Source organism: Paenibacillus sp. 1182 (genome assembly GCF_017833915.1).
In the GTDB taxonomy this organism is placed as follows: Bacteria; Bacillota; Bacilli; order Paenibacillales; family Paenibacillaceae; genus Paenibacillus; species Paenibacillus polymyxa_D.
The window spans coordinates 460,730-486,664 of the sequence record NZ_JAFICR010000001.1; the positions used below are offsets into that span (position 1 = coordinate 460,730).

General features: G+C 44.0%; 23 protein-coding genes and 2 pseudogenes. 20 read left to right on the top strand and 5 right to left on the bottom strand.

Annotated features, from left to right (window positions below):
* Position 1 precedes the first annotated feature (1 nt).
* From rbsD to JOD82_RS02315, 9 genes are all read left to right on the top strand, one after another.
* Positions 2-436, top strand: a complete 435-nt coding sequence (rbsD, locus tag JOD82_RS02275) for a D-ribose pyranase (protein ID WP_069011762.1) — start codon at positions 2-4, stop codon at positions 434-436.
* Positions 437-466: 30 nt separating this feature from the next.
* Positions 467-1,948, top strand: coding sequence for a sugar ABC transporter ATP-binding protein (locus JOD82_RS02280; protein WP_069011764.1), 1,482 nt, complete (start codon positions 467-469; stop codon positions 1,946-1,948).
* 1 nt (position 1,949) lies between these two features.
* Positions 1,950-2,918 carry an ABC transporter permease subunit gene (locus JOD82_RS02285; protein ID WP_013310465.1) on the top strand — a complete coding sequence of 323 codons (969 nt, stop codon included), beginning with the start codon at positions 1,950-1,952 and terminating at the stop codon, positions 2,916-2,918.
* Between the two features lie 34 nt (positions 2,919-2,952).
* Positions 2,953-3,873 carry a ribose ABC transporter substrate-binding protein RbsB gene (gene rbsB, locus JOD82_RS02290; protein ID WP_025720638.1) on the top strand — a complete coding sequence of 307 codons (921 nt, stop codon included), beginning with the start codon at positions 2,953-2,955 and terminating at the stop codon, positions 3,871-3,873.
* 220 nt (positions 3,874-4,093) lie between these two features.
* On the top strand, positions 4,094-5,101 hold the full coding sequence (locus JOD82_RS02295) for an ABC transporter substrate-binding protein (RefSeq protein ID WP_209947452.1): 1,008 nt from the start codon (positions 4,094-4,096) through the stop codon (positions 5,099-5,101).
* Positions 5,102-5,138: 37 nt separating this feature from the next.
* Positions 5,139-6,854 (top strand): ABC transporter ATP-binding protein, encoded by a 1,716-nt coding sequence (locus tag JOD82_RS02300; RefSeq protein WP_069011768.1) that lies wholly within the window; start codon positions 5,139-5,141, stop codon positions 6,852-6,854.
* Positions 6,855-6,891: 37 nt separating this feature from the next.
* On the top strand, positions 6,892-7,872 hold the full coding sequence (locus JOD82_RS02305) for an ABC transporter substrate-binding protein (protein WP_069011770.1): 981 nt from the start codon (positions 6,892-6,894) through the stop codon (positions 7,870-7,872).
* A gap of 224 nt (positions 7,873-8,096) precedes the next feature.
* Complete coding sequence (locus JOD82_RS02310; RefSeq protein WP_069011772.1) at positions 8,097-9,161, top strand: FecCD family ABC transporter permease; 1,065 nt, start codon at positions 8,097-8,099, stop codon at positions 9,159-9,161.
* 1 nt (position 9,162) lies between these two features.
* Positions 9,163-10,209, top strand: a complete 1,047-nt coding sequence (locus JOD82_RS02315; RefSeq protein ID WP_069011774.1) for a FecCD family ABC transporter permease — start codon at positions 9,163-9,165, stop codon at positions 10,207-10,209.
* A 116-nt stretch (positions 10,210-10,325) separates the two neighbouring features.
* Here the strand turns inward: JOD82_RS02315 and JOD82_RS02320 are convergent, their stop codons facing one another.
* The gene (locus tag JOD82_RS02320) at positions 10,326-10,493 is read right to left on the bottom strand and encodes a hypothetical protein (protein ID WP_007432475.1); all 168 of its coding nucleotides are present in this window, start codon (positions 10,491-10,493) and stop codon (positions 10,326-10,328) included.
* Between the two features lie 298 nt (positions 10,494-10,791).
* Between JOD82_RS02320 and JOD82_RS28965 the strand changes: the two are divergent.
* Together JOD82_RS28965 and JOD82_RS02325 are read left to right on the top strand one after the other, a co-directional pair.
* Positions 10,792-10,914, top strand: a pseudogene (locus tag JOD82_RS28965) (type I methionyl aminopeptidase); the annotation flags it as partial.
* 300 nt (positions 10,915-11,214) lie between these two features.
* Positions 11,215-12,171, top strand: a complete 957-nt coding sequence (locus JOD82_RS02325; RefSeq protein ID WP_029517491.1) for a tyrosine-type recombinase/integrase — start codon at positions 11,215-11,217, stop codon at positions 12,169-12,171.
* Positions 12,172-12,320: 149 nt separating this feature from the next.
* Here JOD82_RS02325 and JOD82_RS29685 read toward each other — a convergent pair whose 3' ends face one another.
* Both JOD82_RS29685 and JOD82_RS02335 read right to left on the bottom strand, forming a co-directional pair.
* Positions 12,321-12,722 (bottom strand): DinB family protein, encoded by a 402-nt coding sequence (locus JOD82_RS29685; protein WP_209947527.1) that lies wholly within the window; start codon positions 12,720-12,722, stop codon positions 12,321-12,323.
* A gap of 522 nt (positions 12,723-13,244) precedes the next feature.
* A complete protein-coding gene (locus JOD82_RS02335; RefSeq protein WP_209947454.1) occupies positions 13,245-15,206 on the bottom strand; it encodes an endonuclease MutS2 in 1,962 nt (653 codons plus the stop codon).
* 613 nt (positions 15,207-15,819) lie between these two features.
* Between JOD82_RS02335 and JOD82_RS02340 the strand changes: the two are divergent.
* Positions 15,820-16,038 (top strand): annotated as a pseudogene (locus JOD82_RS02340) (ABC transporter ATP-binding protein); the annotation flags it as partial.
* A gap of 83 nt (positions 16,039-16,121) precedes the next feature.
* On the opposite strand, the gene JOD82_RS02345 reads toward JOD82_RS02340, so the two are convergent.
* The gene (locus tag JOD82_RS02345) at positions 16,122-17,339 is read right to left on the bottom strand and encodes an MFS transporter (RefSeq protein WP_209947456.1); all 1,218 of its coding nucleotides are present in this window, start codon (positions 17,337-17,339) and stop codon (positions 16,122-16,124) included.
* 383 nt (positions 17,340-17,722) lie between these two features.
* Here JOD82_RS02345 and JOD82_RS02350 point away from each other — a divergent pair, with 383 nt between their 5' ends.
* Positions 17,723-18,820, top strand: coding sequence for a DUF3900 domain-containing protein (locus tag JOD82_RS02350; protein WP_069289650.1), 1,098 nt, complete (start codon positions 17,723-17,725; stop codon positions 18,818-18,820).
* Positions 18,821-18,938: 118 nt separating this feature from the next.
* Here JOD82_RS02350 and JOD82_RS02355 read toward each other — a convergent pair whose 3' ends face one another.
* Positions 18,939-19,868 carry an L-lactate dehydrogenase gene (locus tag JOD82_RS02355; RefSeq protein ID WP_013310450.1) on the bottom strand — a complete coding sequence of 310 codons (930 nt, stop codon included), beginning with the start codon at positions 19,866-19,868 and terminating at the stop codon, positions 18,939-18,941.
* A 232-nt stretch (positions 19,869-20,100) separates the two neighbouring features.
* Between JOD82_RS02355 and bcaP the strand changes: the two genes are divergently transcribed.
* The 7 genes from bcaP to gerQ all read left to right on the top strand — a co-directional run bounded on the left by bcaP (position 20,101) and on the right by gerQ (position 25,759).
* Positions 20,101-21,492 carry a branched-chain amino acid transporter BcaP gene (bcaP, locus tag JOD82_RS02360; RefSeq protein ID WP_209947458.1) on the top strand — a complete coding sequence of 464 codons (1,392 nt, stop codon included), beginning with the start codon at positions 20,101-20,103 and terminating at the stop codon, positions 21,490-21,492.
* A gap of 162 nt (positions 21,493-21,654) precedes the next feature.
* Complete coding sequence (locus JOD82_RS02365; RefSeq protein WP_209947460.1) at positions 21,655-22,905, top strand: YCF48-related protein; 1,251 nt, start codon at positions 21,655-21,657, stop codon at positions 22,903-22,905.
* 153 nt (positions 22,906-23,058) lie between these two features.
* Positions 23,059-23,241: a hypothetical protein gene (locus JOD82_RS02370; protein WP_029517499.1), complete on the top strand. Its 183-nt coding sequence runs from the start codon at positions 23,059-23,061 to the stop codon at positions 23,239-23,241.
* Between the two features lie 188 nt (positions 23,242-23,429).
* On the top strand, positions 23,430-23,825 hold the full coding sequence (locus JOD82_RS02375; protein WP_013371386.1) for a DUF2500 domain-containing protein: 396 nt from the start codon (positions 23,430-23,432) through the stop codon (positions 23,823-23,825).
* Positions 23,826-23,960: 135 nt separating this feature from the next.
* Positions 23,961-24,710 carry an SDR family NAD(P)-dependent oxidoreductase gene (locus JOD82_RS02380; RefSeq protein ID WP_069011786.1) on the top strand — a complete coding sequence of 250 codons (750 nt, stop codon included), beginning with the start codon at positions 23,961-23,963 and terminating at the stop codon, positions 24,708-24,710.
* A gap of 118 nt (positions 24,711-24,828) precedes the next feature.
* Positions 24,829-25,251, top strand: a complete 423-nt coding sequence (locus JOD82_RS02385) for a cell wall hydrolase (protein WP_029517501.1) — start codon at positions 24,829-24,831, stop codon at positions 25,249-25,251.
* Positions 25,252-25,303: 52 nt separating this feature from the next.
* A complete protein-coding gene (gerQ, locus tag JOD82_RS02390) occupies positions 25,304-25,759 on the top strand; it encodes a spore coat protein GerQ (protein ID WP_029517502.1) in 456 nt (151 codons plus the stop codon).
* Positions 25,760-25,935 lie beyond the last annotated feature (176 nt).

Genomic DNA, 25,935 nt, shown 5'->3' on the forward strand with positions numbered 1-25,935 from the left:
TATGAAGAAACATGGAATCCTAAACAGTCATATATCCAAAATACTGTCGGATCTCGGCCACACTGACTATATTGTCGTGGCTGATGCTGGCTTACCTGTTCCTGAAGGCGTTACCAAAATTGATTTGGCCCTTAAACTGGGTGTTCCATCCTTTCAGGACGTCGTTGATGTCATTGCAGCAGATATGGTGATCGAAAAAGTAACGCTGGCCGAAGAAATCAAACAAGAAAATGAACAAGCATTACAGTATATTATGCACAACTTTGCAGGGGACCAATTAGAACAGCCACAGATTAGTAAGCAGGTTGCCGTCATTGAGTTTTGCTCTCATGAACAATTCAAGGAGCTGACCCGTTATGCAAAGGCGATCATTCGTACAGGAGAGGCTAAACCGTATGCCAATTGTATTTTGCAGGCAGGAGTTCATTTTGGATAAATCAATGTTGAATAAAAAGGAGGGTACAGCATGCAGATTCAAATGAAAGGAATTCACAAAGCCTTTGGAACCAATCAGGTACTGAGTGGTGTTCACTTTGATCTTCGTGAAGGAGAAGTACATGCCCTCATGGGTGAAAATGGTGCAGGCAAATCAACGCTGATGAATATTCTAATCGGACTGCATCGGCGAGATGAGGGAACGATCATCATTGACGGCCAGGAAACCTATTTTGCTGACCCCAAAGAAGCGGAGCAAAAAGGAATTGCTTTTATTCATCAGGAACTGAATGTGTGGCCGGAGATGACTGTGCTGGAAAATCTGTTTATCGGCAAGGAAATGACATCCAAGTGGGGCTTACTAGATAGCTCCAAAATGAAAGCGCTAGCAAATGAACAATTCAGCAAGCTTTCGGTAAACCTTCCATTGAACGGTGAAGCAGGCGAGTGTTCAGTGGGTCAACAGCAGATGATTGAAATTGCCAAAGCACTCATGACAGATGCTAAAGTTATCGTGATGGATGAGCCGACAGCCGCCTTAACCGAACGGGAAATTCAGAAGCTATTCGAGGTTATTACTTCCTTGAAAAAAGTTGGTGTTTCGATTGTGTATATTTCACATCGGATGGAGGAAATATTCGCGATCTGTGATCGGATTACCATCATGCGTGATGGGAAAACGGTGGATACTCAGGCGATTCCCGATACGAATTTTGATGAGGTTGTACGGAAAATGGTAGGTAGAGAGCTGACTGAACGCTACCCGGTAAGAACGCCTGCTTTGGGAGAAGTGGTGCTGGAGGTCAAAAATGCTTCGCATAAAGGGTTGTTTGAAAATGTGAATTTCACTGTACGATCTGGGGAAATTGTAGGTTTTTCAGGCTTGATGGGCTCGGGACGGACCGAGATCATGCGTGCGTTATTTGGACTGGATGCTTTGGATCGTGGTGAGATTCATGTGCGTGGAAAAAAGGTGTCTATTCGTAAACCGGATGATGCAGTGAAACTAGGGATTGGCTTCATTACAGAAGACCGAAAAGATGAGGGTTTGGTGCTGGATTTTTCTATCCGGGAAAATATGGTACTGCCGAATCTGTTCAGTTTTACTTCAAAAGGATTTATTTCAGGTAAAAAAGAGGTAGATTTTGTTAACACTTTAATTAAGCGCTTACAAATCAAAACCCAATCGGGCGAAACAACGGTTCGCAGTTTGTCAGGTGGTAACCAGCAAAAAGTGGTTATTGCCAAATGGGTAGGTATTGGTCCGAATGTACTTATCCTTGACGAACCGACGAGAGGTGTGGATGTGGGAGCCAAGCGGGAAATTTACCAGTTGATGAACGAGTTGACCGAACGTGGAGTCGCGATTATCATGGTATCCTCGGAACTCCCTGAGGTACTCGGCATGAGCGATCGTATTGTCGTAGTGCACGAGGGAAAGATCAGCGGAGAGCTGAGCAGGGAAGAAGCCACACAAGAAAATATTATGACGCTAGCTACAGGAGGACAGTAATATGACAACTATGAATGAATCAAAAAGCAGCAAAGGCTTTCAAATGTCACAAATCACACAGAAGCTTGGCCCATTGTTGGGGCTCATTATTTTGGTAATCATTGTATCGGTCTTAAATCCCAGCTTTTTGGAACCGCTTAATATTTTGAATTTATTGCGCCAGGTATCCATTAATGCGTTGATTGCGTTCGGTATGACCTTCGTTATTCTCACAGGCGGAATTGATTTGTCAGTCGGCTCCATATTAGCACTATCCAGTGCGTTTGTCGCAAATATGATGCTGGCCGGGTTCGATCCTATTTTGGCGATTATCATCGGTTGTGCATTGGGTGGCGTGATGGGGATGGTCAACGGCTTGATGATTACGAAAGGTAAAATGGCACCGTTTATTGCTACACTAGCAACCATGACTATTTTCAGAGGATTGACACTCGTTTATACCAACGGTAACCCTATTACAGGACTCGGAGACAGTCTGGTATTTCAATTGTTCGGACGTGGCTATCAGTTCGGTATTCCGGTTCCAGCGATTACGATGCTCATTACCTTTGCTGTTCTATGGATCATTTTGCATAAAACACCATTCGGACGCAAAACGTATGCCATTGGTGGTAACGAGAAGGCTTCAATTGTATCTGGTATTAAAGTACCGCGTGTAAAAATCTGGATTTATTCTCTGGCTGGAATGCTTTCCGCGTTGGCGGGAGCTATCTTGACTTCACGTTTGAACTCGGCGCAACCTACAGCAGGTACTTCTTATGAATTGGACGCCATTGCGGCTGTCGTATTAGGTGGAACAAGCCTCTCGGGAGGACGCGGACGAATCGTAGGTACATTAATTGGTGTGCTTATCATCGGTACGCTAAACAATGGCTTGAACTTGCTGGGGGTTAACTCATTTTATCAAATGGTGGTAAAAGGGATCGTCATCGCTATTGCTGTATTGATTGACCGTAAAAAATCCGCATAATACACCTAATCTGCGTAGAAGGAGACACATAAATATGAAAAAGCTTACATTAATCATGACTGCCTTGCTGCTCCTGCTCATGACAGGGTGTTCCTTGGAACCGCCCGAATGGGCGAAACCTAAAGCGGCCGCGAACCTGAAGGACATTAAAATCGGCTTGTCGATCTCAACACTGAATAATCCATTCTTCGTCTCTCTCAAAGACGGAGTTGTGGCAGAGGCCAAAAAACAAGGAATGCAGGTCATTGTTGTGGATGCACAAAATGATTCGGCGAAACAAAGTAATGACGTGGATGATCTGATTCAACAGGGAGTAAACGCGTTACTCATTAATCCGACAGATTCTTCGGCCATTTCCACTGTGGTACAGTCAGCGAATGCATTGAACATCCCGGTTATTACACTGGATCGTTCTGCTGACAAAGGCGATGTAAAAGCACTCGTCGCTTCAGACAACGTAGAGGGAGGACGAATGGCTGCCCGATATGTGATTGATCAAGTTGGAAAAGGTGCCAAGGTGATCGAGCTGGAAGGTGTTCCAGGAGCATCCGCTACCCGTGAACGTGGGAAAGGCTTCCATGAAGTAGCAGATAAGGATCTGAAAGTCATAGCTAAACAATCGGCCGATTTTGATCGGACCAAAGGTTTGAACGTGATGGAAAATCTGCTGCAAGGCAACCCGGACGTTCAGGCAGTATTTGCCCACAATGATGAAATGGCGTTGGGTGCGATCGAAGCAATCCAAAGCTCAGGTAAGAACATTCCAGTCATCGGTTTTGACGGTAACGAGGATGCGCTTAAATCAATTAAGGAAGGGAAACTGACAGCCACCGTAGCTCAGCAACCCGAGCTTATTGGTCAATTGGCGGTGCAGGCAGCCAAGGATGTACTTCAAGGTAAAACCGTGAAAACATCCATTCCCGCTAAGCTGGAGTTAGTGGATCAATCGAAATAAAAAGGACGCTTGACCTAACATATTAAGCTATTCGGACTGATGCTGTAATGCGCATCAGTTCTTTTTTTTGGCTATTCTACGATGACGATACATACACATAAATGGAAGTTTTTTATTTTTGTATTGTAAGAACAGACGGTAAAAGATAGAATAACAATTATATGATAATGAGAATCACTATCATATTATGAATTGTATATATCTAAGGAGGACGTATATTGTGCAACAAAGGTACAGATTAAAACGGGAATCCACGTTTTGTCTTGTGGTTCTTTTGATGGTTGTATTGAGTGCATGTGGAAACGCAGCTAGCAACAACCAGACAAATGACAAGACCAGCACTAATGATCCTTCCGGACAATCCAAAACGGTTGTCATGCGCGAATATACTGATGCTACTGGTAATAAGATCAGTATCCCTGCAAATCCACAGCGAGTTGTCACGACACAATATTTGGATGCTATGCTGGCCTTGGGAGTTAAGCCTGCAGGTGCTGCTTCCCACTTGTTGGAAGGCGACTATTTAAAAGGTAAGATTGACGGAGTTGCGGATATTGGGAACCCGACAAATGTAGAAAAGGTGCTGGAGTTACAACCGGACCTGATCATCACAACAGAATATACCACGCCAGAAGTGAAGGAGCAGCTGGAGAAAATTGCTCCAACCGTGGTCGTTTCGTTTGGAGATGGCGACTTATTTGAGCAACTGCGGAATGTCGCAGCCGTGCTGGGTAAGGAGAAGGAAGCCGAGCAGTGGATCGCTAGTTTCAACAAAAAGGCTGAAGAAGGTCGAAAGAAGCTGGCTGGAAAATTCAAAAAAGATGAAACGGTTACGATTTATATGGCCTACGATAAGAATGTGTTAAGGGTATACGGAGCGCGGAATGTAGGACATGTTATTTACCGTTCACTGGAATTGAATCCTCCTGAGTACATACGCCAGAAGCTGGCGAAGGACCCGAGATTTAATTATGTTTATGATGTTATTTCAATGGAAAAGCTGCCTGAACTATCAGGAGACCGAATTATTATGCTGGTTTATGATGAAGCGAGCAAGGACGGAATGCTTAAGCAAATTGAACAAAGTGCACTGTGGAGAAATCTTCCGGCTGTCAAGAACCACAAAGTGTATTTCATCAAAGCAGATCCGTGGTTTACGTACTCACCGCTAGCCGTTGACCAATCTCTGGATGAGGCCGTTAAAATGTTTTCCGTTGATCCGAAGTGATCAGTTCAATTGAAATTAGAAAGGAGAAGTCATGACTATGCTTAGACGGTTTTTTGAATACTACCGTCCTTACCGGACTTTGTTCATCATTGATTTCTCTTGTGCCTTGCTGGCAGCACTGCTGGAGTTAGCTTTTCCGCTTGCAGTCAACCGGGTGGTCGATGATTTGCTACCCAGTGGGAACTGGAAATGGATTTTATATGCCTGTCTAGCTCTACTCGGTATTTATGTCATAAGTGCTGCGCTGAATTACGTAGTTACCTATTGGGGGCACAAGCTGGGTATTAACATCGAATCGGACATGCGTAAAAAGCTATTTGATCGGGTACAAAAGCAATCTTTTCGCTTTTTTGACAATAACAAAACAGGGCATCTCGTTTCCCGTATGACCAACGACCTGATGGATATTGGGGAAATTGCCCACCACGGACCCGAAGATTTGTTCATCGCGTTGATGACACTGGGGGGAGCCTTTGGTATCATGCTCAGCATTAACTGGAAGCTGGCTGTACTGACTTTCATCATTGTACCCCTCATGATTTACTTGTCTCTTTATTTCAGCCGTAAAATGTCTGCTGCTTTCCATCGTATGTTTTCTGATATTGCGGATTATAACGCTCGCATTGAAAATAATGTCAGCGGGATTCGCGTTGTTCAAGCGTTCTCCAACGAAGCACATGAAATGGAACGTTTTGCTGAGAATAATGGACGTTTTCGTAAAACGAAGCTGATCGCGTACCGGATTATGGCCTGGAATTCCTCGATTAGTTTTATACTAATGAAGCTGGTTTCATTGTTTGTGCTTGTGTGTGGAACATGGTTTGTTATCGAAGGACAGATGACCTACGGGGAATTTATCGCATTTGTGATGCTGTCTAATGTATTCCTGGGGCCAATTAAACAAATTAATTCTGTCATCGAAACGTATCCGAAAGGGATTGCCGGCTTCCGACGGTACCTGGATTTGCTGGAAAGTGAATCGGATGTAGAAGATCTGCCTGGGGCCAAGGCGGTTAGCCATCTTAATGGAGATATTCAATTTGCAGGTGTAACGTTTGGTTACGAAAGCAAAGATAAGGTATTACGCAAAGTAGACCTATCTATCCATGCAGGTGAAACCGTAGCACTTGTAGGTCCTTCAGGAGCAGGTAAAACGACACTTTGCAGTTTGTTGCCTCGCTTCTACGATGTTGAGGAAGGTAGCATTACCATTGATGGGATGGATATCCGTGAAATGAAGCTGGATTCGCTGCGATCCATGATTGGTATCGTACAGCAGGATGTATTCCTCTTTGATGGAACGATTCGTGAAAATATTGCTTACGGTAAGCTTGATGCTTCGGAAGAAGAAATCTGGGATGCTGCTCGTCGAGCTCAGATTGAAGACCTTGTTCGCTCATATCCGGATGGTCTGGGTACAATGATCGGTGAGCGAGGTGTAAAGCTCTCCGGTGGTCAAAAGCAACGTTTGTCTATTGCCCGGATGTTCCTTAAAAATCCGCCTATTCTCATTTTAGATGAAGCGACATCAGCGTTGGATACAGAGACAGAAGCCGCGATTCAGCAGGCGCTGACAGAGCTTTCCCAAGGTCGCACGACACTCGTTATCGCCCATCGTCTGGCAACAATCAAAAATGCTGACCGCATTATCGTAGTTGCAGATCAAGGAATTGCCGAGCAAGGCAGACATGAAGAGTTATTGGCAGTAAAAGGAGCGTATAGTCGCCTGCACCAAGCTCAATATGGAACGTAAATAGGCCGATATGACACCGTAAATAGAGAGAGGAAGATTGGGCTTGACAAAGAAAATGTGGATTGTGATGATGCTTCTGTCAGTCATTTTAGTTCTTACCGCCTGTAGTGGAAACGTGAAGCAACCGGATGAAAAGCAGAATCAAACTTCTAGTGAACAAAAGTCAGAGGAAATGAAAACAGTCAAAACGATTCATGGAGATATTAAGATTCCGGTTCACCCTCAGCGGATTGTAGTTGATATGTACCAGAATGATTTACTAGCACTAGGGATTAAACCTGTGGGAAGTGTTAAATATTATCTGGATAATCCGTTTTCGAAGGAGATTGTGCAGGGCATTGCAAGCATTGGAGATCGCGGCAGCGTATCCATTGAAACAGTATTGACTCTGGAGCCTGACTTGATTCTAATTGGTTCCAAAGATGCTTCTGAATATGAAAAATATAGTAAAATTGCTCCGACCATCGTCATTCCTTATGGAACGTATAAGAATGTGCATGAGGAACTGACAGCTTTTGGTGAGCTACTTGGAAAAGAACAGGAAGCCAAAACATGGCTTGCCCAATACGATCAGCGGATGCAGGCTGCACGTGACAAGCTAAAGGGTATTATTCAGCCTGAGGATACGTTCACCGTAATGGAAGCTTCGGATAAAGAATACTATGTATATGGTGATAATTTTGGCAGAGGAGGACAGGCCGTATACAGAGGACTCAATTTGACACCTCCGCCGCTTGTCCAAAAAGAATTATTAGGTGAGACTCAATGGAAGTCGGTGTCAAAAGAAGTCATTAATCAATATGCAGGCTCTTATATCTTTCTGACGGTTAACAAGGATTTGAGAGGTTACAAAGGAGACAGCATATGGAAATCACTGAATGCGGTCCGGCAAGGTAAGGTTTTTGAGCTTCAGGAGGATCGATATTGGTACTTCGACCCGATTGCCATTGTAGGACAAGCTGAGGAAATCGCAGATATGATCGTCCAGCGGAATAAAGAGAACGCCGCACAGAAGTAGTCGTTTCGGTGTTGTTCGCAGCCCTTTGGTATTTATGCCGAAGGGCTTTATTTTTTCACAATAGGGTAGAGCATTAGGCACTCCTCGAAATTTGCTATTGAAGCTATTGCCACATTAATTTACAATAGTAAAGATTGCGTGATAATAATTCTCATTATCAACATCATCTTCAACACAGTTCGTGATAGCTACATACTATTCAACAGTAAGGGTGAACAATAGTTATGAAATTATCAGAATCATCAGATGGCCCCGCTCAAAGTAAACATAACCAGTCGCCGACTCAATTCCACTCGCGACCTTGGGCGGCTACGCTTATCCTGACAGTTGGGCTTGGAATTTTAGCGTTCGGTATCGCGCTATCCCTATCTTTTGGTGCAGCCTCTATTAGGCTAGAAGAGGTATGGAACGCTGTTTTTCATTTTAAACCCGAGTTGCAAAACCATCAAATTATTTGGGAAATCCGTCTACCTCGAATTCTGGGAGGGGTTTTAATCGGTGTTTGCTTTGCCGTTGCAGGTGCAATTATGCAAGGAATGACTCGAAATCCACTTGCTGACTCGGGCTTGCTTGGACTGAACTCGGGAGCCAGCTTGGCGATGGCGATTTGCTTTGCACTTTTTCCGGGTTCTTCTTTTTTACAATTAATGTTGTATTCCTTCGTTGGTGCAGCTCTGGCTGTTGTGATGGTATATGGTACAAGTTCTATATCCAAATCAGGTCTCACGCCAGTTCGTCTTGTATTGGCGGGTGCAGCTGTCACGGCATTGCTGTCTGCCTTAGGAGATGCGATCAGTTTGTACTTTAATGTTGGACAGGATTTGGCTTTTTGGTATGCCGGAGGGCTTAGTGGAACCAAGTGGGTTCAGCTCGGTATAGTTTTGCCTTGGGTTGTGGCAGCTTTTATCGGCGCTCTCATGTTGTCGCGCTCCATTACGCTGCTTAGTCTGGGAGACGAAATTGCATTGAGTCTTGGTCAGCGAACTGGGGTGGTAAAGGTAGTCGGGATGATTCTTGTTCTGATTCTGGCGGGTGCAGCAGTGTCATTGGTTGGCTCTATAGGTTTTGTGGGATTGATTATTCCCCATATAACCCGCAAGCTGGTTGGCGTCGATTATCGCTGGATTATTCCGTGCTCGGCCATTATGGGAGCTTTACTCATTGTGTTTGCCGACCTGGCAGCCCGTATGATTAATGCGCCTGAGGAGACACCAGTGGGTGTACTTATTGCCTTAATTGGGGTTCCGTTCTTCCTTTATCTGGCACGTATGGAAAGGAGGGCACTGTAAAATGAATAACGTTACGAATGGGGCTATTGCCAAAGCTAGTCATCGTAAAAAAATCCATGATTGGATGGTTGTTGTCATTCTGCTCATATTGCTCATTGCTGCGTTCACCATAAGTGCAAATACGGGAACCATCCGGCTTTCGCCAATGGAGCTATTTAGAACTTTATTTGGGCAAGGGACTCCACAGCAGGAATTAATCCTATTTGAATTCCGATTGCCACGAATGGTTATTTCCCTTCTAATCGGTGCAGGCCTCGCTGTTTCTGGCTGCATTATGCAGGGAGTTTCGCGTAACGGTCTAGCGGACCCTGGTATTCTGGGGATTAATGCGGGCGCCGGGCTGATGGTCATGCTGTTTGTATTGCTTTTTCCATCAATGCAAACTACAAATTCATTGTTTTTACTTCCCGCTCTTGCGCTGATTGGATCAGGAGCAGCTGCTATTCTGATCTACGCGCTTTCTTACAAGAAAGGCGAAGGAATTTCCCCAACAAGGCTACTGCTGAGCGGGATTGGTGTAGCGGCGGGTATCAGTGCTGCGATGATCATTATGACTCTTAAGCTGACACCTGAAAGCTACACGTTTGTAGCTAATTGGTTAGCAGGAAGCATCTGGGGCTCAAACTGGAAATTCGTAATGGCTCTGTTGCCTTGGCTGATTGTATTACTTCCTTTTGTATACTACAAAGCAAATGTGATGAATGTGCTTAATCTGGGGGATCAGACCGCATCGGGGTTGGGTACACCTATCGAAAAGGAACGTATTCTCCTTCTGGCTGCTGCGGTTGGATTGGCCAGTTCTAGTGTTTCGGTTAGTGGCGGTATCGGCTTTGTCGGTTTGGTGGCTCCACATTTGGCGAGAAAGCTGGTGGGCCCGAAGCATAAAATGTTGCTGGTAACCTGTGCTTTAGTCGGAGCACTCCTGGTACTTGTAGCGGATACGATCACACGATCTTTACCTTTACAGAAAGAAATTCCGACAGGTTTGATTGTAGCCATTCTTGGTGCGCCATACTTCTTATATCTGCTGAGTCGCTCCAAAGGGTAACATCCGAAAGAGTACTACCTGTCAATTAAAGGCTACACACAACAAATAACCTTCAACACCACTAAGGAGAAGTGGGGCTGAAGGTTATTTTTTCATTTGATTAGCAGCCTTTCATCTTAACGGGAAGTATTCAAGGCATGAGAGGTTTGATGCAGCTCTCTGATCATTTTATGCAACGTGTAATTTTCCTGACGTGTCACGCCGTGTTGATTTTCCTGAACCAGCAATTGATGGATGTTTCGTTTTAGAATTTCACTTCGACGTTCCAGCATTTCGGTACTCATAAATAAATGAACACTCCCTTTGTCATGAATAAACCTACATTTTTGAAATGAGCATAGGTCGAATATAAGGTTGCCTTTCGACTTCTTTAAGTATATCGTGCTGAATGATCAAGGGAAAACGGAGCTAGACTGCAAATTACTTTTTCTCATCATCCATGCCGTGTCGACAGCGACTCACCCCATGAGTTCTTAGATATACTTCCTGATGCTGGCGATAACAAGGGATTAGGGGCAATTAACTTAATGTATATAATTTGACTGTCTCATGTTTTCTGATTTAAAGGCTATCATGGGGAGTTGGGGTTCTTGTGTGGAACATGACGGTTGGACAGCTCGAATAATAGATCATTCGATTTGTGTTCAATATGAACATACAGTTGCGATAACAGAGGATGGTCCTCAAATTCTGACACTGCTATAAAGTAGTAGTGCCTTTCTGGTTACTGGCGAACAAAATTATAACGAATATGAACCGCATTTATGCGTTTTTTTAATGCTAAATGCTTTCGCTCGGCTGCTAAATAAGGGGGAAAACGCTCTATTTACCCTTGAAAAGCGTTTAAAAAACAGCGTATAATATAAATTATACGCTGTTTAGGTTTAAAACGACTTTTGGAATCTCTTCTGCGTAAGATGTCGATTGAATTGTCGATAAAAATAAGACGAAAATGATCGTTTTACAGTATATTTCGGAATATGAACTGAATTGGAGGCGAGCGGGATGAAAAAAGAGTTGCGACATGTGGAGCTCGATACAACAGAAGAAATTGATGAAATATATACTGAGGAGCTGGAAGCTTTTTTGATTTGGATGAAGGATGCTGGATATACGATACATACGCAAAAAAATTATATAGGGGATGTGAAGCAGTTTTTACGCACGTTGCGTGATAAACCACTCGATCAGGTGAAGAAGATTCATGTTATGTCGTATTTGTCTAAAGCGCGGGAGGGAGGAGCCGGAGATAGTACGCGGAACCGGAAGCATGCAGCGGTGAACAGTTTTTTTAAAGCGCTACAGGAATTTGAGTTATGCAGCACAAATCCGGCAGCGGGAATTAAAAAAGCAAAGACTGAAAAGAATCGTATGCCCGTCTATCTGGATGAAAAGGATATTCATCCGTTTTTGCTCGCGGTGGAGGGGAAATATGCAAATCGTAATATGGCAATTTTTCTGCTGATGGTCTACATGGGATTGCGGGTGGGGGAGGTTCACTCATTGAATGTCTCGGATTACAGTCGAGAAAGACGTACCTTAGATGTGTTCGGTAAAGGACGTAAGTGGCGTACTCTCCCGGTACCGGAAGCCGTGTGTGATTTTGTGGAGCATGCGTTGGAGGAAAGATTGACGCCGTGGAGAGGTAAAGAGGATGCGATGTTTGTATCCCAAAAAGGTCGCCGTCTGGCAGTGCGCACCATTCAACAGATCGCTACAGAAACGTTCGAAAGATTCCAGCAAGATAAGAGTATAGAACGCCGGGAGGCTTATTCCAGCCATAAGCTGAGACATACATTTGCGACAATGCTATTGCGTAAGGGAGCAGATCTGCGTACCGTACAGGAGCTGCTAGGGCATTCATCCATTCAGACAACCACAGTATACACACATGTCACTGATCGGGAAAAAGAAAAAGCAATGGATAAGCTGGATATTCAGATACCAATATCAGGATTATAAGTACAGCGTGAAAGTTGAGATTAAATGAAAATGAGTTTACATAATAATAATTATGTAAACTCATTGGGCAGAATTACATCCTGACTTGAAAATCACATCAACGGCATTAGGTCATTACAATCATGAACGTAGTATTCTTTTTCATAGCGTTAGTCTTGTTTTTGATTGATTTGTTCCAAATGATGCCGCAAATGCTGAATATAATCGTCAACTAGCCACTGTAATGTTTCGGTGGAGTGGTCATCTTTTTGAAATCTTTTCTTAGAATCGAATGATGTACATGAGTTTAAAACATTTATGATTTGCTTATTCAATAGTTTCCATAGATGTATGACATCCACGTAAGAGAACACTTCCTGATACTGATTAGCTGCCACCCATTCATTTTGCGCATACGATTCAATTTTGATAGGGGATGTTGAATGCTTAATCATGATAAATCTTCGATGATTATTAGAAGCGGAGTCGCATAGATGTCCTAGTATTTCTTTTTTGGACCATTTCTCCGAGAACGGTTTGGCATTAAATTCATGTTCTGTGATCGAAAAAATTCTTTTTCATAATCCTCGATGATTCTCGCCAGTTCTTCAACAGCATTCTTCAATAGACTAGCCTCCTTATTTTAATGATCGTCTTATGATTAGCATTAGAATAATTCAAAATAAGCTGGAAAGAAATGGTTAATTAAAGGTTAGTATGATATTGCCTTGACGAAAGCTAACACAAATTTATTTAAAGAAATAAATTTGAACCTGGTACTATGGTAGTTAATTTAAATGAGGACGTTCTCATGAAAGAAGAACATCCCTATCAATTTTTGGAATCCTACAAATCTAAGCATAAGATGCCTTTGTATCCTAACGTTAGAATGATAACAAAAGTGATTATTCGATGAGTGCCGGATTGAGTAATACAAATAAGAGGGAAACCGTCTAGTTTACATAATATATATTATGTTTTCCGTTGGTAGAATCTGCAAGTGGATCGCTCTTGTTAAGTGTCCGCTTGCAGATTCAAGTTTCACTGACAATATAAAAATAGCTTATTTTTCAGTTGAGAATATACCCGTGCGTCTACATTTCATTTTCTGGGGGAGATTCGATCATCACTCCTTCGACATGCTTGCGTCTCAGCAGTTTCCGTTTTTTGCGGTTTTCCTTGGTTTCTAAAACAATATCCAGATCATAGTCGTCAGGATACAGTTCAGTAGCAGCGATGTGAAGGACGAGCCTCTTTTTGTTAATGCTCAGTTTTTGTCCTTGGATCAAAATTCCGACATTCCCCCGTTCATCCTCGGTTTTGTATACAATTCCAGTTCGATCCAGGTAGCCTACATAAACACTATCACCAAGGGCAAATGGCTTGGTTTTGAGAGGAAGTTCTTGTTTCCTCCGTTTTGTGGCTGTATCGTCAAAAGCCGCTTTTTTAGGAAGAGACTTATTTGCATCATCAGACATTTCATCATCAACACAAGGGGGAATAACAAACGATTCCTGTGTATTTTGAGATGCTCTGCCCGCAGAAATGGCCTCGGAACGCTCGATAATACGTGTCCACATGCCCAGCTTCAGGGCAATTGCATATGCGTAGCTTTCTCCGGCCTCTCCAATGCGAAGTCGGTACAAAGGCTGTAGCGTTTCGGTATCAAACTCCATACGAGCATTCTGAAATCCCGGTGTATTTTCAGCAAAATGCTTAATTTCGCTAAAGTGCGTTGTAGCCACTACTGTCGCCCGGCGACGATGGAATTCTTCTAGCAACGCGATAGAGAGACCTACTCCTTCTCCCGGATCGGTGCCGGATGCCATTTCATCAATCAGGATCAGAGTAGAGTTGCCTGTTGTCTCTAATATGCTAATCATGTTGCGGATGTGTGCAGAAAAGGTGCTCAAAGCATGTTCAATGCTTTGCCCATCCCCGATGTCTACCACAATTTCCTCGAATACAGCCATTCGGCTGCCATGCAAAACAGGTACCAGTAGCCCCGATTGCACCATTAGTGTTAAAAGACCGACGCTTTTGAGGGCCATCGTTTTTCCGCCTGTGTTCGGTCCGGTGATGATGAGTGAGGAATATCCTTCGCCAATTGAGAAATCAAGCGGCACCATGGTATGGGACATCAACGGGTGACGTGCACCTTGGATGTCTATAATCCCGTTAAGGTTAAGTTCGACAGGGATAGCATCCAGAGTCATGGCGTATTTGGCTTTTGCCAATAAAAAATCCAATACACCTACTGTCTCTGTATTGATGCTTAGTTCCCGGTTGTATGACTCAGCCATTGCCGTCAGGTCTCCCAGCACTTTCATTTCTTCTTTTGATTCTTCTGCCATGTTCGCGCTCTGATCGAATTGCAGATTCGTAATCTCGGCAGGTTCAACGTAAACCGTTTGACCACTTCCTGATTCATCCAGTACATTACCTTTCACTTGTTTACGGAATTCTTTTTTGATTGGAAGCACGTAACGGCCATTGCGCTGACTAATCATATTTTCTTGCATAATGGATCGGTGACGGCTGGTGAGAGAGTCAAGTTTTCTCTTGATACGTTCTTCAGTAACCGCAATTTTTTTGCGAATTTTAGCTAGTTCTTTACTGGCCATATCCGTCACACGTCCCGAATGAATACATCTTTCGATTTCGGATAAAAGTGGCTCCATGCTATACATGGAAGATGCATAAGCGCTGACGGTTGGAGCAGCGTCCGCCTTGGAATGCATATATTTTATCAGTTGAATACAGCTTCGAATGAATTGAGCCATATGAGAAAAATCACGCTCGCTGAACATATACCCGGTTCCGAGCAGTTGAAGAATGTGCTCCATACCTTCCAACGAAGGAACAGGAACGCTTGCTCCGTGGCGAATGATCTGTAACGCTTCGTTCGTTTCGTCAAGACGAATCTTAATGGTACGGATATCAGTAATTGGCCGCATAGTAGCAGCGTGACGCTTACCCAGGTAAGAAAAAGCACATTCAGAAACTCTTGTTTTAATTTGATCATATTCCAAACGCAGCATTGTAGTTTCGTTCATGAATAAATCTCTCCTTTGGTTGTGTGGTGTAAGGATTTAGAAAACCTTGCTGTTAAAATAAAAAAGGGCGGAGAATGAACAAAACGTTCATTCTCCGCCCTTAAGGAAAGAGGGAATTTATCTTCAAATAAGCCTGTTATTCAACTTTTGTAGTTCCGAGTTCCGTGTTTCCAATTCATTCACGCAATAGTTCTTTGCTAAGCTATTGGGATCGTGAAAGGAAGACGTTTAAAGGGAAGTTACAAAATCTGAAAACAAAAAAACCGCGCTGAACACAGCACGGAATAGAGCCTGGATGAAGATAATCCCGAAGGCGATTTATGATATCCGCATGTTCTTAACTAATATCAGGGTAACAACACGGCAACAAACAAACCTGTCCCCGAAGGGTACAAGCGCCTGATGATACTCCCTGAATATGCAATTGCTTAGTTAAGAACATTCACCGACATCAAAATCTCTCCCTTAATTGAAGATATAACCATACTATACGATTGGACAGGCGTTGAAGTCAAGTCCGACTTCTTTAATACGCTACAATGGTGATCCTTATATTAACATAACGTATATTATGTAAACTATATATCTAATAAAGCTTTGTTATCTTTTAAATGACAATGAGAAGGATATTCAACAGGCTATTAACCGCCTTGTCCAAGGTAGAACGGTCATTGCTATTGCTCATCGCCTCAAAACGATACGAAACGTAGACCGTATTGTAGGATTGGACAAAGGAATGGTCGTGGAGCAGGGACAACATGATGAGCTGTTGGATGATAACGGCCTGGATGCACGATTGTGGAAAAGACAGCATGAAGGAAGAGAGTCATAATCCGTCTGAAATTATGATACAAACATTAAGAAACCGCCCCGGAGGATGGCATATCACCTCTCCAGGGGCGGTTTCTTGTGCTGCTATTCAGAATCATCGGCTATGACAGCTTGTACAGGCCGCCTGTCACGAAGCAATGGTAACAACAGCGTCGCTCCGACCAAAAACAAGCCGGCGCTCACGGTATATACGGTGTTCAGGGAGGATTCGTGTTTGAGTGTTCCGCCGATACTCATACCGACGACCATCATCCCGGAGAACAGGGGAGAGAGGGCACCACCGACGCGGCCGATAAAAGCAGCTTCGGCATTTTTCATCATCATCGTGTTGATACCGATATGAATGCAAGGATAAAATAAGCCGCTGAAAACTTGTAGTGCCATTGTCAGCACAATATTGTGCGACCATCCGACTCCAAAGGTTGTCAGTGTGCTGACCAAAAGTCCGGCCACCAGCAGCAATTGCGGCTGTACTTTTTTGGCAACCCCCATAATCAGGCCACCTCCCACCAGCATAGCCGCTCCGTTCGCCATTAATGGCCATTGCAGGAATTCCTTGTTTTGTCCAAGGTTCTCGATGGCGACAAAAACCATTAATGGTTGAATAAGTCCAACCGCAAGCCCAATTACGGTAAATGTTCCCCCAAGCGTGCGAAGTGTGCGGTTATTCCATACATAACGTACTCCTTCTTTAAGCTCTTGAATGAAATGAGTGGGTTGATCATCTATCTCAAGTGCTTGTTCATCTTGTGGAATACGAGTCAGGACAAGCGCCGAGATGAGAAACAATATTCCGGTTATAGACATTGAAATGAAAATTCCAAAGTGTTGATAAATAAATGTACCGATAACAGGGTCTATAACCATAAATAATGCCATGAGAGATTGAAAAAGGGCCATCACTCCCTGTAGCTGTTCTGGTGCTACATGCTGCTTAAATATCTTCATCGCAGACGGCTGAGAAAATTGAGATAGAATGGCCGAAAAGAAAGTAGACAGCAAAAGTACTTGCCATGACCCGTACCATAATGCCAACAAGACAATAAAAATAGAGGCCGCGGATAGCAAATCGCAACTAATCATAGTCCGTTTGGGCCGCCAACGGTCCGCAAATGTTCCTCCAATGATAGCGAACAGAAAAATAGGCATGAATTCAGCAACCGAAATGAGCGATACGTAGACGGGATCATTATGAGTCAAATCTGTTACATACAAAAGTATGGCAAAGTTGCGCACCCAAATGCCCAAATTTAGCAGCGCATTGGAGGCGATAATGGTCCTTATATATGGATTTTTAAACAACAACAAACTCTCCTTTCCTGTTTTCAAGGCGCAACCCCTTGGGATATTGTTTTATATAAACAAAATTTATTTTTGTCTATATAATAATAGATAATATAATAAATTAACTACTGTTTAGTCAAATGTTTTTTGAAACCAAGAAGAAAGTAGAGCATGGAAATAAAGAGGCCAATGATCCTTAAGGACGTGAATTAGAATAGTGATAAAAGTACTCACTTTAAACTTGCGAGTTGGTAATAATATCTAATCAAAAAAATAACATAATATATATTATGTTAACTAAATTGCTTATCTAATAATAGGGCTCTGAATCCGATGTACCTTTTAAAATCATAGTGATATAATTACGCGTACATGCCTGAAAAGGAGCGAATGGAACATAAATGAACTTTCAAGTGGATTTTTTATCTTTTTTTGTAATTCAGGTAGATGGAAAAGAAGGACAGGGTGGTAAGTCCTATAAGCATTACGCTACAATGGACGACTACGATTATGACGAAAGCGATGTTAAAAAATTTTTGGACGGGGAATTTACTCGTATTAGCAAGCGGAAGGTTGAAAAAAATCCCAGCACAGAGCAGGCACCGACCAAAATCGGCCGCTTTATCGTCGAACCGGAGCATGAATTGAGCAGTAATCCGAATTTCAATATGTTCGCCCGACTGCGGGCAGCAGAGGATAAGGAAGATTTTAAAAATGCTTGTGACGATCTGGTGCGGATGTATCTGGATACGAGCGCAGTACGCGGCGGAGCGCTGATCATTGTACAGGCTACCTTGAATACACACTCGGATGATCCGTTTATTTTTGTGCTTAAATGTGATTTTGAACCTAAAATTGCCAGAATTACCGAAAGCAGTTTGGTGAGTGAGGTCGAAATGGCTATTTCTGCCCGTAATATGAAATCCATCATGTATCCTTACATGCTTGAGGAGGGGATGAACGATGAGTGGGAGCTTAAAATTCACCAGTCTTCGCATGCCCGGTATTTTGAAGATTTTTTGAAATTCGTGACCTATGAGCAATCCATGCCCGAAATCGTCAATGAGCATGTTATGGGCTTCGTTCAGAACTATGTAGAAACCAAATGGCCGGATGCATCTAATGAGGAAAGACAGCAGGAAGAGCGTGATCTGGAATTGTGGGCGGCTAGCGAAAAACGGGATTTGCAAGGGAAATGGGAACCCCTTCAGGTCGTAGAGGCTGCACAGCATATTGTCGAGCTGAAACCAGAAATTGAAGTTCGTTTTAAACTAGATGATACGGCCGTGCGTGGGCTACTGTCCGACTTTGGCGCCAAGCTGCATATCACGAAACTTCATGATAGATATGCACTTATTATTGAAGGCGATGCATTTACGTTTGAAAAGGGATTTTCACCGATTGAGCTGCTCCAACCTGAATCGTTTGAAACGGTGGCTGAGCGGCTAAAAGAGAAACGCCAGCATGAAAATGAGGATGGCGATACGCCACCTTGGTAATTCGAATGCAAAGCAAGACGACAAATTGAACTTTTACATTATAATGACTAAAAAACTGGCCTCTCAACGGATATTACCGCTGTGGAGGCCAGTTTTGTTTAGCTTTTATGTTCCCGATCTACATATGAACTTTGCTAATTTGATCTTTCAGCTTGTCCGCAGATTGAAGCAACCTGGCACGTTCCTCGTCATTGAGCGGAAGATCCAAAATTTCACGTACTCCATTGTGATCTACGATACTTGGAACACCTAAATATACGTCAGATACTCCGTTATAATCTTCCAGCAAGGTGGACACATTAAGTACCGACCCCTCGTCCCCGAGAATGGCGGCTACGATTCGGTCGAGAGCCAGCCCTATAGCATAAGAAGTTGCGCCTTTAGCATCTATAATTTCATAGGCAGCATTCTTGGTATTTTCAAAAATTTCATTTTTCGTTTCTTCACCCAGTTCCAGCGGAGTTCCAGCTACGTTGGCTGTGCTCCATACAGGTAACTCAGAGTCACCATGTTCTCCAATAATATGGGCGTGGATGCTTCGTGGATCGATGCCCTTTTGCTTCCCGATCAGATAGCGGAAGCGTGCGCTGTCCAGCAACGTTCCTGATCCAATGACTCTGCTTGAAGGCCAACCACTGCGTTTCCAAGAGATGTAGGAGAGAATGTCCACTGGATTGGTTGCGATCAGCAAAATGCCATGTGTATTGACCTTGACGATATTATCAATAATACTTTCAAAAATTTCGGCATTACGCTTCAGTAAATCAATGCGCGTTTCTCCCGGCTTTTGTGAAGCGCCCGCTGTAACAATAATGATATCTGCATCACGGCAGTCTTCATAATCACCTGCCCACACTTTGACACCACCGAGAAAGGGAAGCCCATGATTCATATCGAGCATTTCCCCCTTCGCCTTTTTGACGTTGACATCAATAAAGACAAGTTCTGACATGCGTTGGCGCAACAGCAGGGTGTAGCCGGTTGTTGTGCCAACCGCTCCCATGCCGACAATAGCCACTCTACTTCGTTTGTAAGGTTTTAAGCTCATAAAATCCTCATCTCCTTCTCGGGTTGTATACCTTTTCATTTTGGGATATTACTTAAAAATTTATCTTTCCAACTCAGTGTACCCTATATACTAACCCACCGCAAAGAAATATGACATTTTTCCTTGACTTCAAAGGCGAGCTCGCTAATAATTAATCGAATGATAAGAACACGCACTAAAGCGTTGCAGCACCGATATTGACGCATGAAATTATGGAAAGAGGATTCGGCATATGGACTTATTTCGAAAAAAAACAGGACTGCTCCCGCATGAGGAAAGCGGATCTACAGGTCGCTTAAAGAGAACAATGGGTGCCTTTGATCTCACCATGCTAGGTGTAGGATGTATTATCGGTACCGGGATTTTTGTTATTACTGGCAAGGCAGCAGCAGAAAATGCAGGTCCTGGATTGATGCTCTCCTTTGTTATTGCAGGTATTGCCTGCGTACTAGCAGCCTTGTGCTATGCGGAGCTTTCATCTACAGTTCCCGCAGCTGGGAGCGCTTATGCGTATAGTTATATTGTATTTGGAGAAATTTTGGCCTGGGTACTGGGGTGGGACCTAATTCTGGAATATGGAGTGGCGGCCGCCTCTGTGAGTAGTGGATGGTCTGCTTACTTTCAAGGCTTGCTGGCTGGATTTGATGTACATTTACCGCTGGCTTTAACCGCAGCCTTCGATTCGACCAAGGGGACCATTATTGATCTACCAGCCGTGTGCATCATTATGCTCATCACATTGTTACTGAGTCTCGGAGCCAAGGAGACGGTCCGATTCAATTTAATAATGGTTTGTGTTAAAGTCGGAGTTGTATTGCTATTTATTGCAATCGGTATCTTTTATGTTAAGCCTGACAATTGGACACCATTTTTGCCTTATGGATTTTCTGGTGTTTTGAGTGCTGCGGCAATCGTATTTTTTGCTTATCTGGGTTTCGATGCCATCTCAACTGCAGCCGAAGAGGTGCGCAATCCGCAGCGGAATATGCCCATCGGCATTATCTCTTCTCTTGCGATCTGCACGGTATTGTACATTGCCGTTTCAGTTGTGCTAACGGGAATGGTACCTTATACGCAGTTGGGGGTAAGTGATCCTGTTGCGTTTGCTCTCCGCTTTATTCATCAGGATTTCGTAGCCGGATTGATTTCAGTCGGTGCGATTGCGGGGATGACCACCGTTTTACTGGTGCTGTTGTTTGGTCAAACACGGTTGATTTTCTCCATGTCACGTGATGGTCTTTTACCCGTATTTTTATCTAAAATAAATGCCAAAACTCAAACACCGATTCGAAGCACTTGGCTGGTAGGTAGTATTATCGCATTGGCTAGTGGATTGTTCCCGTTACATGCACTGACCAATTTGACGAGTATTGGAACCCTGTTCGCTTTTGCTGTGGTATCGGTAGGGGTTATCGTTCTGCGCAAGAAACGCCCTGATTTGAAAAGAGGCTTTACTGTGCCGTGGGTTCCGTTGCTCCCGCTTTTAAGTGCGTTGGTTTGCATCGGTCTGATGCTTCAGCTTCATATTAGCACCTGGATTGGATTCATTGTGTGGCTCCTGCTTGGATTGCTGATCTATTTCTTCTATGGATACCACAAAAGTTTGTTGAACCGTAAATCCTAATAAATTTTAGTATAAAAAGCCGGCATCCTGCACTTTTGTGAAGGGGCCGGTTTTTTTTGTCATTACGCGAAATGTGTCACATAGAGGCGTTTATGGTATAATTCTGTTTCAGATAAGCTTTTGGCACGTGATTACAGCATGCCATCGAGGGAGGATTTTTATATGAAACTGCGCTGGCGTGCGCTCTTGGGGGGAGTACTACTGCTGATAGGTATTCTGCTGACTGCCTGTTCTGCTGAAGCCCCAGAAACGTTAACAAAACCTCCGATTGAGGAACCTGATGATCAGGGTCAGACGATTACTATTAATCCACCAGTGACTCCAAAGGTGGGCGATCCCAACGCCAAATATGTAGTTCAGACGCGAATAGCGGATTTTCATTTGATTGATAATAATAAAGGGTTAGTTTGGGGAGTTACCCATAATGAGCTCCGACTTTATGATACTCATGATGGCGGAAAGACATGGAATAATATTTCCCCCTCCGAAAACGTCCAATTTCAAGACAAACTTGAATATGGAAAGGACATCAGTTTCACTGATTCGCGTCACGGTTGGGTTGTCCGCCAAAATTTGGATAAAACAGCAACCGTCATTCTGAGAACAGCAGATGGAGGACAGAGCTGGGATGTTTCAGCGCTTCCAAGCGGGGATCATGTGAGCTCGATCCAATATGTAAATCCAACTACTGGCTGGATCATGGCATATGTAAAACTGAATGAGCAGGATCAACAAAAACTGTTGTATCACACCACTGACGGTGGAGCCACGTGGAATAAAGTTGCGCAAAGTTCTGGTATGACATCCAACAAATCAGGCTCAGGTTTACCCGATCGGGGCAGTCTGGCCGGGATGAGCTTTTCTTCCAACAAGCAGGGATTTGTAGCGATCAATCTAGATAACAGTGTTAAGTTGTACAAGACTTTGAATCAAGGGAAAACCTGGACGCCGGTAGCTAACAGAATTCAGGGCTGCCCTCAGGCCAAAGCAGAAGCCCAGCAGTCTCTGAAAGGGAGCAGTACCTCGTATTGGATTCCAGTTCTTTGCTCTGGGGTTAACGGCACAAAATATAATGGACTGTTTACAAATGATACAGGGGCCCAATGGAGCGATGTATCTTTGGGTCTGAGTAGCAAAATTAATTCTATTATCCCTGGCCGTACGTTTCTAAACGAAAAGGAAGGGTGGATCATAACCGAAACCGGATTGAGCCGTACATTGGATGGGGGGAAGACGTGGACAAGTCTCACAGGCAACAAAGTGCTACCTTCGAAGCTAAAAGACTACCCACGATCGGTCAAGCTCCGTTTCGCCTCTTCTTCGGTGGGGTGGCTGCTTCTGGAACGCCTTGATGACAAGAAGTCACTGCTGCTGAAAACGACGGACGGCGGTGCGAACTGGAGAATTTTATAATCGCTATAAAGGTGATTGCCCTGGGGTATTTTTCTCAGGGCGTTTTATTTTTAAAAAATTTAAATTTTATACGATTATATGTGAAAAAAATCACAAACTAACGAATAAGCCGCTGTTATACTAAACCTGTAAACAACGATAGGAGTGATAATCATGAGAGCGAATCAGGATCATATGTTAACCCAATACTACCTACAATTTTGTTATACTTGCCAGGATGCCTATGGTTGCACGACTGAAGAGGACTGCAAGCAGTGTGCAGAGCGTTACGCTGAAGACGAAGATCATGAAGCTCTGGATGAAACACAACGTTATCTCCAGCTTGTACATGTGTAAATCAATGAATCATTCTGATATCGCCATATCTTGAGCCTCCCGGATTATTCCGTGGGGGCTCTTGGCGTTCTTGAGGGTTGCTATCAAATTTGGGCAGGAACATACATATACTGTTATGGAAAGCTTAGGTCAGGTCAGGATGCCCGGTCGTTTCCCTGTGGAATGCCTGGCGGAGAGGAGTGCGGTGCATGGGTTTTGAATCATTATGGATGTTCGATTGGCTGGGCACGGTACTGCCCGTATTTTTCGTTGTCGTGTTGGGTATTGTCGTGTTGTCTGCAGGCAGGGAAGTCATGGAATGGAGTCGGAATAAAAGGCAGCCTGTACTGACGGTCGGTTCCCGAATTACGGCCAGAAGGACACATCTCCAACAGAGGCGGCAGGAGGAACAAGGGACTCGCACCTATACTTTCTATTACGTAACCTTCGAAGTGGAAAGTGGCGACCGGATGGAGTTTAAGGTATCTGGGGAAGAATATGGCCAATGCGCTGAAGGGGATGAGGGACGGCTTACTTTTCAGGGTACAAGGTATATCGGGTTTCAGCGTCTTAATCGCTATAGCTTGGAACAGGTTAAAATGTAGAATTCAGTCTAATTATTTTTGGAATCATTTACAGCCTTCTGTAAGAAACCAGGGTAGGGGGCTGTAGATGTTTCTTGTTCAGCACATTTTGGTACATATATACTAGAACAGAGTAGTTCAGAGGAGGAATGATTCGTGTCATTTGAGGGACAAGTTGTTATTGTAACAGGAGCGGCGCATGGCATCGGGAAAGAGGTCGCTTTTGCCTACGCTGCTCAGGGTGCCTATGTTGTATTTGCGGACTACAATGAGGAAGAGGGTGCCGCAGCCGCTGCAGCAGCCCGGAACGAGGGCTATCAGGCCATTTTTATTCCTTGTGATGTACGGAAGGAAGAAGATATTGTGGCGCTAATCCGTGCTACGGTAGAAGAATACGGCACGATTCATACGCTAATTAACAACGCAGGCGTATCCAAATGGAAATCTCCATATGAGTTAACGCTAGCAGAATGGGATGACATTTTGAATACTAATGTACGCAGCTGTTTTATTGCCACTAGGGAAGCAGCTAAGGTGATGAAACGAAACGCAGAAGGTGGATCTGTGGTCAATATGACCTCTACACGAGCTTTCATGTCAGAGCCGGATACAGAAGCCTACGCGGCATCCAAAGGAGCCATTGCGGCCCTTACACACGCGATGGCTATATCGCTAGGAAAGGACGGGATTCAGGTCAATTGCATCAGTCCAGGGTGGATTGAAACCGGGGATTATGAGCAACTGCGTGCAGAAGACCATCAACAGCATCCGTCTGGGCGAGTAGGAACCCCTAAAGACATCGCACGGGCCTGTCTGTACTTGACACAACCTGGTAATGATTTTGTAACAGGCACGAATCTGGTAGTAGACGGTGGCATGACACGTAAAATGATTTACGAGCCATAATAAAATCCTAAATGAGTAGTCCCAATCTAGGGGCTATTTTTTTGTTTCTGGACTGTCACCCATTGGGCATTTGTACCATACGATAGGGTATGTGATGGAGAAGCGAGGAGGGGACGCGTTGGCTGTAATCAAGACCAACTCAGAGGATGTAAGGACACTCGCCCGATTGATGCGGGCAGAGGCCGAAGGAGAAGGAGAGCAGGGGATGCTCATGGTTGGCAATGTCGGAGTAAATAGGATTTTGGGCAATTGTCTGGATTTTCAGGGGATTCGCCTTATGAACGATATGGTGTTTCAAAGTCCAGGCGGATTTGAAGCTACCCAAAAGGGGTACTTTTATCAAAGAGCCCGTGACCGTGACATTCGTCTTGCCCGTCGTGTCATTAATGGGGAAAAAATACGCCCGGCGTCCAATGCATTATGGTTTTTCAGACCGGCAGGAGACTGTCCGAACACCTGGTATAACCAGACCAATACCGGACGTTTTAAAGCCCATTGCTTTTTTAGCCCGTCTGTACAGGATTGTCCTGCCGTCTATTAGAACGCTTCAACATGAGTTTGAATAATTTAAAACCATTTTAGGAGGAATTTACATGATTTCACAGCAAGCTTACCGTCCTGTTTCTTATCCTGCTGGTAGCGGGTATCCCGAATGGCCCAGAGGGATGAATCCGGTCGGAACTATGCAGCCCATCAGCACCTTCCCCCCTCAGGTTAACAGCGGTAGTGCGATGACACCGGCTGGTATGGTGGTACAGAGCCAGACTCCACAATTTGAGCAATCATATATTGAAAACATTTTGCGCTTGAACTTGGGTAAAACAGGTACCTTTTATATGACGTATGAAAATAACCGGGAATGGAATGCGAAAATATTCAAAGGTATTCTGGAAGCAGCGGGTCGTGACCACATTATTATCAGTGATCCGGCTACGGGCAAGCGGACGATTTTGCTGATGGTGAATCTGGACTATGCTACTTTTGATGAGCCATTGTTGTACCAATATCCCGGCGTCATCGGGAATCCGGGTGCATCCCCGGTTCGCTGATGCCTTTATATATATGAGTCTACATCCTCTGCCAGACGGCAGGGGATGTATTTTGTTTATAATCTTTCTCAAATATAGTAGCTTTCTTGGTGGTAAGCGGCGAAAACGAGAGCTTTACGACCTAAATGATAGTGGAGCTGTTTTTTCTGACATTGCTTGTGGTTTGACTGTATAGA